This window comes from Methanosphaera sp. (assembly GCF_016282985.1).
Lineage (GTDB): Archaea > Methanobacteriota > Methanobacteria > Methanobacteriales > Methanobacteriaceae > Methanosphaera.
In genome coordinates this window covers 20,106-27,653 of record NZ_JAEELZ010000075.1, presented here as the reverse complement: position 1 = coordinate 27,653, position 7,548 = coordinate 20,106, and the positions used below count along the sequence as shown (strand labels likewise).

The following is a 7,548-nucleotide window of genomic DNA, read 5'->3' as shown; positions in this document are numbered from 1 at the left end:
TTAATGAAGAGGAATATAACTTAATTAACAAAGCAAGAGATATTATAAATGATTTAACACCGATTTAATTCTTTGTCAACATCTTTTAATAATTCTGATATTTCTAAATGTTGAGGACAGTACTTTTCACATGCATGACATTCAATACATTCATTTGCTGCACCATTACCTTCTGTTTCAGCTAAAACCAGGTAAGCTACTGCTGAATTTATCATATCTCCTTTTTGTATTTTGTTAATATGATACGCATTATATGTTGAGAAATATTTAGAGATTGGAATATGAACTGGACAATGCTCAATACAGTAATTACATTCAGTACATTTAATCGGTGTTAAATCATTTATAATATCTCTTGCTTTGTTAATTAAGTTATATTCCTCTTCATTAAGTGGTTTAATATCTTTAAAGATATTAATACTACTTTCCATTTGTTCAAGACTACTTACACCATTTAAAATCATGAATACATTATCCAAATCATTACAGAATCGTAGAGCCCATGAAACATTTTCACTATTTGCATCATAATCTTTAAATATTTTTTCAGCAACTTCTGGTAAATTAGCTAATGCTCCTCCTTTAACTGGTTCCATTACTATAACTGGTTTGTTGTATTCTGTAGCAATTTCATAACATTTTTGTGATTCTATAGAAGAACTGGTCCAATCCAAATAGTTTATTTGAAGTTGAACAAAGTCACAATCAGGAAAAGCTTCTAATGCTTCAACTAATGCTTCAGATTTATCATGGAATGAAAATCCAATATTTTTTATTTTACCTTCGGCTTTCTTTTGTCTTACAAAATCAAATGAATCAAAATCATAAACTGCATGGTGTGTCATTTCATTTATGTTATGTATAAGATAATAGTCAAAATACTCAACACCACATTTTTCCAATTGTTCGTTGAAATATTTTTCCATATCTTCCGGTTTTGAAACTGAGAAAATTGGCAATTTTGTTGCAACTATAATATCTTCCCTAGGGTATCTATCTACAACTGCTTCCTTTAATACCAATTCACTTACACCATTATGATAAGGATATGCTGTATCAAAGTATTTGCCACCATTAGCTATATACACATCCACCATTTCTTTAACCTGTTCAATATCTACTTTAGTTGGATCATTCTCATCCAATTGCGGTAGACGCATCATACCAAATCCAAATTTATCCATTATATCACCTATTAAATAAATTAAATCAAGGGTTAACTCCATCCCAAAGATAATCAAATGAAACTTCTTTTATATGATTTATATCCTTATCCGGATTCTTTTCAATAAATTCCAGTGTTGCAACTAAACAACCAAACATTACATAACTGAATAGATCGTAGTACATCTTCACTTCATTTCTTTTTCTAAATTTATTATAAACATTTTCGAAGAATATTGATTCATCTTCAATTTGTTTAACAGTTTCATCAGTAATGACAGGAGAATTCCTAAAAAGAATTATAAATCTAAAAAGATTTTGATTATCCAATGCGAAATCAATACATCTTCCCCATAACTCAATCATACCTTTCTTAAAGTCGTGTTTCTCTTCAAGATTTTTTGTATAGTCACAATAACTTCTATTAGCATATAAATAGAGTTCATTAACTAATATTTTTTTAGTAGGATAATAGTTAAACAATGTTCCAACACTAACTTTAGCCTCTTTTGCAATTTCAGCAGTTGTTGTTGAACCATATCCATTTATACTAAATAATTTTAGAGCAGATTCTATTATACTTTCTTGTTTATTGTTCATTTTAAAATCCTGATAATCAATATCACTTATTATATATATGACTATTTAGTCATTTTAATATATATATTTAAATATTATATTAAACGATTCAAAAAGGTATAATTAAATTCAGATACATAGATAAAACTGTTAAAAAATAAGAGGATATGGTATGTAATGGCAAAAAATAATAAACCATCCTTAAAACCTAAAAAAACTAATACCAAAAAAAATTCTTTAAAAATTCCACAAATAGACTTAACTGAATTATCTAAATTAAATTTGAAAAGCTTATCAAACATAAATGTAGAAAATTTAAAGAATTATGACTTTAAAAATATATGCAACATTAATAAAAATACTATACTTATATTTTGTTTCATCATTTTACTGTTAATTATGATTTTTACAGTAAATTCAAATAATCATAATCAAACGGTTGAAAATAACACTACTCTAGAAGATATAGTTCAACCAACAACAGTAATAATAGGAAATAATTCATTAGGTTACGTAGTTAAAGAGGGTCCTTATGGAAATACAAGTTCTAATGTAAAAATTACTTATATTCTTGGTGTCCATCCAAGAGAAAAAGGTGCACACCAGTTAATGGAACAAGCATTTAAAGAAAAAGAGGATAACCTTAAATATTGCTATTATATTTATAAAGTAAATGTTACTGAAAATCCAACAGATTTTTCAGCCAGTCGTATGAATGGACAAAAATTGGCAAAAGAATTCATAGTTAATGATGCCATATCCAATAACTTTACTTTTGCAGTAGATTCTCATTATAGTAATGGAGCTTGGGGTGTTCAAAGATTTATATTTACACCAAACAAAGAAAATGAATTATCTTATACATTAAGTCAAAGTATTGCTGACAATTTTGATTGGATAAAATATTTTACCCCAGAAAATCCAACTAGCCCCTATTATTTAACTAGTCCATTAAATCAAGGTGGTGTAGCTGCTGTAATTTATGAAGCATATACTGAAGACAATCATAATGTAACATTAGAACACGATAAAGAATTAGTTGAATACATAGACAATTGGAATTTTTCAAGTAGTGTAAATAATACTACTTCTTAATATTTTTTTAAAAAAAAAGAATTAGAGTATGTAGTTACTCTGTACTATTTTTTATTGAGAAATTAATCTTACCAGTTCCCTGATCTGTTATTTCCATTTCGTCACAATGAGGACTTAAACTGGATAATAAACTTTCTCCATCAGAACTATCCATAAATTGAGGTAAATAACCTGAAATATATACAGGATAAACATTTGCTGTAACATTTTCATTTACAACATCAAATTCAACAAAGTATGCTGAATGTGTATTAGGATTACTCTGATCAAACATGAAATTTCCTAAATTATAGAAGATAGGTTTTCCCTTATACATTTCAATTCCTTGTGTAACATGAGCATGAGAACCCACAACAGCTGTCGCTCCAGCATCTATTGCTAAATGTGATATTTTTTCTTGATTTTCATTCGGACTTCTTGAATACTCATTACCATAATGCATATATACTAAAATAATATCCGAACCATTTTCTTTTGCCTGTTTAATCTGTTCAACACTTTCTGTATCATCCCATGCAGAATATCCAGGACTATCATCAGTAGCTATAGGCATAACCGATTGACTATATTCTTGGAAGTTTTCACTATCCATATAATTAAATATTGTAATATTATGCCCTTCTTTTTCAATTGTTACAGGTTTTGTAGCTTCTTGTTTATTTTCTCCAGCACCAATATGAGCTATTCCATTAGATTCCAGATTTTTAATTGAATCTCTCATCCCCGTGATTCCATAATCAAAAACGTGATTATTAGCATTGGCTGAAATAACCATTCCATTTGTTCCATTAATTAATGGTATATAATCAGGATTTGCTTTTAATGGTACATCTGGCTTAACTGCATCTCCACTAGTTGTAAAAGGGTTTTCTGTATTTACTAACAGAATATCAGTATCCCCCGTAACATTTTGAACATAACGATAAGGTGATGAATCTAATGATAAGACTCCTGGCATTTTACGTCCAAACATTACATCACCAGTTACTGTAATAGATACGTTTCCCTTATTACTAGTTTTTCCTTCTTCCAATATATTTCCAATATCAATACTTTCCCCATTAGCTACATTTTCGGCCATGTGCAAAAAAGGACTATCCAAGGCAAATAATAATACGCCTAACAATAATAAAAGAAATATAATTATAATAATTTTATTTTTTACTTTCAAATTATCACAACATTTTAATTCTAAAATATATTATGTAATTACTTAAAAAAAAATATAACGGAAAAAATAGTTAAAAAAAAGACTAAATATTAGTCTTTTGAAGGTAAAATAGTTAATATTAACGGTACAACAACGAATAACAATGCAATTAACAATTGAATTATTATATTTGTAGAAGATTGTGTTTCAAATAAATCTATAATTCCAACTATCCACATTATAGATAAAAATATAGGTAACACATATTTTATTACTATAATCCATATTTTTCCCACTTTTATAGTTGAATATCTATTTAAAACAGGTAATAATTTATCTATACCATAACTCCAACCAAATATTAATGCCTGTAATATAACAGCCAGCAATATTCCAAATTGATTAATAAATTCATCAGCAATAGTTAAAATAAAATTACCAGAACCTGTTGTATAAATTAAGGACAATAACAATCCAAAGAGGCATAAGATTGTTACTGATCTAATTCTAGGCATTCTAAATTTCTTTGATACTGCCAAGGTCATTGGTTCTAAAAATGCTAATGCAGAAGTTATACCAGCAAAAAATACACACAAGAAAAATATTGGACCTATAACATATGCCGCATTACCCATTACATTGAATATTTCCGGGAATACAACAAATAATAATCCAGTACCGCTTGTTGCTATTTCATTAATTGCTAAACCACTGGTTAAAGACATGAAACCCAATATACTAAATACTCCAAATGCAGTAAATATTTCAAAGCTTGAATTTGACAATACCACTATTAATACATTATCTATTAACCTAGATTCTTTAGGCAAATAACTTGCATAAGTAACAGCTATAGCCTGCCCCATAGATAATGAAAATATTATCTGCCCAAATGCGGCCAACCAAACATTAATATCCAATAGCAAATTCCAATTTGGATTTAATAAAGCTGTAACTCCACCCCACATACCAGGCAAGGTCAATGCATATACTACAATAATTGCCATCATAATGAATAATAATGGAATTAACACTGAAACAACTTTAGAAATTCCTTTATCGAGAGCCTTATGAGAAATGAACCATATTAATATCCAAATAAAAATTGTAGCCAATAAAGTCGGCAGAACAAAAGTTCCCAAATTATTTAAATTATCCGAACCTACAACAATATTTGACATGAAATAGGCATCAGGATTACTTCCCCATCCCTTAAAGAAACTTAAGAGGAAATATATTAAATCCCAACCCATTATTACAACATAATAAGTTAATACTAAAAATACAAGAAATGCTGTTATCCAACCGATGACTTCCAATTGAGGCCTAATTCCTTTCAATATATTAGATAATGAATTTTTAAAAGTTGCTCCCAAACCATATTCCAATATCAAAAATGGGATTCCCATAATTAATATTGCAATAACATATGGAATAAAGAATGCTCCTCCCCCATTAGAATATAATACATAACTAAATCGCCAGATGTTTCCTAAACCAACTGCAGCACCTATCATTGCCATTAAAAATGAAAATGTACTATTCCATTTATATTCGTTATTATCTTCAATTGTTTTAGACATCTATCTCCCCCAAATCAATATTAATTATATTTATGTATTTCATTAGATTTATTATTTTAAATTATTTCGATTCTCAATTTTTTATGTACTGAGATATATTTTGTAAAAGAAACAGTAATAATAAAAATATTTTAATCTTAAAAGAATAAAAAGAATTCTAAATTTTTTTATAACTTCAAAAACATATATTATATTATGATAAAAAAATTTTATAGGTAATTTATTTTTACTTTTTAATTTATTCATTTTTTATTAGTTAAACGGAGGATATCAATGGATATTGAAGAAACTATTTATAAATATGCTCTAAGTAACGCTGTTGAGCATGGAAATAATTGTCAAACAGGATCAGTTATTGGTATGGTTATGAGTAAACATCCTGAAATGAGAAAAGATCCTAAAACAGTTAGCCAACTAGCAGGTCAATTTGTAGCAAAAGTAAATGCTATGAGTCCTGAAGAACAACAAAGTGAACTTGATAAACTAGGTGGTGTTGAAAAACATAAAAGAGCTCCTGAGAAACCAAAAGGCTTACCTGAACTTGAAAATATAAAAGATGGAAACGTAAAACTTAGGTTTGCGCCAAACCCTTCAGGTCCATTACATATTGGTCATGCACGAGCTGCTATTCTTAATTTATTATACCAGAAAAAATATAATGGAAAACTTGTTTTGAGAATAGAAGATACTGATCCTAAAAGAGTTGAACCGGATGCATACAAAGCAATTCCGGAAGATCTTGCATGGTTAGGTATCGAAGCTGATGAAGCATACATACAAAGTGACAGATTAGAAATTTACTATGAATACGCTCAAAAAGCAATAGAATGTGGTGCTGCATACATGTGTACATGTGATGGAGGCGACTTTAAAAAGCTTAAAGATAACTGTGAACCATGTCCTTGTAGAGATAATACTGTAGAAGAAAATCTAGCTCTTTGGAATAAATTCCCAGAAATGGAAGAAGGAGAAGCTGTATTACGTGTAAAAACTGACATCAAACACAAAAATCCTGCAATTCGTGATTGGGTAGCTATGAGGATTGTTACTCAAGAACATCCAAGAATTGGTAACAAATACAAAATTTATCCTATGATGAACTTTTCTGTTACTGTTGATGATCACTTAATGGGAATAACTCATGTTTTACGTGGAAAAGATCACCTTGCAAATAGTGAAAAACAGTCCTATCTTTACAAACACTTTGATTGGGAAATTCCTGAATTTATTCATTATGGTAGACTTAAAATGGATGATGTTGAATTAAGTACTTCCAAAGCACGTGCCGGAATAGAAGATGGTACATACACAGGATGGGATGATCCAAGACTTGGAACAATCAAGGCTATTGCTAGACGTGGAATTAAAAAAGAAGTTTTATATGAACTTATTGAAGAAATTGGAACTAAACAAGCGGATGCAACTATAAGTTGGAAAAAAATCTATGGATTAAATCGTAACATTATGGAAGAAGAAACGAACAGATATTTCTTTATCCCTGAAGCAGTTGAAATAGATGTAAAAGATTTACCTGAAGATAAGAATGAATTAATCCTTGAACGTGAATTACATTACAATGAACCAGAAAAAGGTTTTAGAACCCTTAAATTTACGGGATCAGCTTATATTCCTAAAGATGACTATGACAAAGCTATAAATAATAGTAAACCATTAAGATTAATGGATTTAATTAATGTTAATGTAACAGAAGATTCATGTACATATGATAGTGAATCACTGGAAGAAGCACAAAGCAAACATGCAAGTATAATCCAATGGTCACCGATTGAAGGTTCTGTAAAAGCAACTGTTGTGATGCCTGATAATACCAAAGTAAACGGATTTATTGAACCAGACAGTAAAGATGTACGAGTAGATGATATGGTACAACTTGAAAGATTTGGATTTGCCAGAGTTGACAACATTACTAAAGAAGGAATAACATTCTATTATACACATAATTAAAAGGAAGTGAGA

The 7,548-nt window shown here is 29.1% G+C and carries 6 protein-coding genes; 2 read left to right on the top strand and 4 right to left on the bottom strand.

The window, feature by feature from the left end:
* Window positions 1–53 precede the first annotated feature (53 nt).
* Window positions 54–1,184, bottom strand: coding sequence for an aldo/keto reductase (locus tag QZZ11_RS04405; protein ID WP_292473941.1), 1,131 nt, complete (start codon window positions 1,182–1,184; stop codon window positions 54–56).
* A gap of 25 nt (window positions 1,185–1,209) precedes the next feature.
* The gene (locus tag QZZ11_RS04400) at window positions 1,210–1,764 is read right to left on the bottom strand and encodes a TetR/AcrR family transcriptional regulator (protein WP_292473939.1); all 555 of its coding nucleotides are present in this window, start codon (window positions 1,762–1,764) and stop codon (window positions 1,210–1,212) included.
* 378 nt (window positions 1,765–2,142) lie between these two features.
* Between QZZ11_RS04400 and QZZ11_RS04395 the strand changes: the two genes are divergently transcribed.
* Complete coding sequence (locus tag QZZ11_RS04395) at window positions 2,143–2,838, top strand: hypothetical protein (RefSeq protein WP_292473937.1); 696 nt, start codon at window positions 2,143–2,145, stop codon at window positions 2,836–2,838.
* 34 nt (window positions 2,839–2,872) lie between these two features.
* On the opposite strand, the gene QZZ11_RS04390 is transcribed toward QZZ11_RS04395, so the two are convergent.
* Both QZZ11_RS04390 and QZZ11_RS04385 read right to left on the bottom strand, forming a co-directional pair.
* On the bottom strand, window positions 2,873–3,919 hold the full coding sequence (locus QZZ11_RS04390; protein ID WP_292473935.1) for a CapA family protein: 1,047 nt from the start codon (window positions 3,917–3,919) through the stop codon (window positions 2,873–2,875).
* 179 nt (window positions 3,920–4,098) lie between these two features.
* Window positions 4,099–5,559 (bottom strand): sodium-dependent transporter, encoded by a 1,461-nt coding sequence (locus tag QZZ11_RS04385; RefSeq protein WP_292473942.1) that lies wholly within the window; start codon window positions 5,557–5,559, stop codon window positions 4,099–4,101.
* A gap of 285 nt (window positions 5,560–5,844) precedes the next feature.
* On the opposite strand from QZZ11_RS04385, the gene QZZ11_RS04380 reads away from it, so the two are divergent.
* Window positions 5,845–7,536 carry a glutamate--tRNA ligase gene (locus QZZ11_RS04380; RefSeq protein WP_292473933.1) on the top strand — a complete coding sequence of 564 codons (1,692 nt, stop codon included), beginning with the start codon at window positions 5,845–5,847 and terminating at the stop codon, window positions 7,534–7,536.
* Window positions 7,537–7,548: the final 12 nt, after the last annotated feature.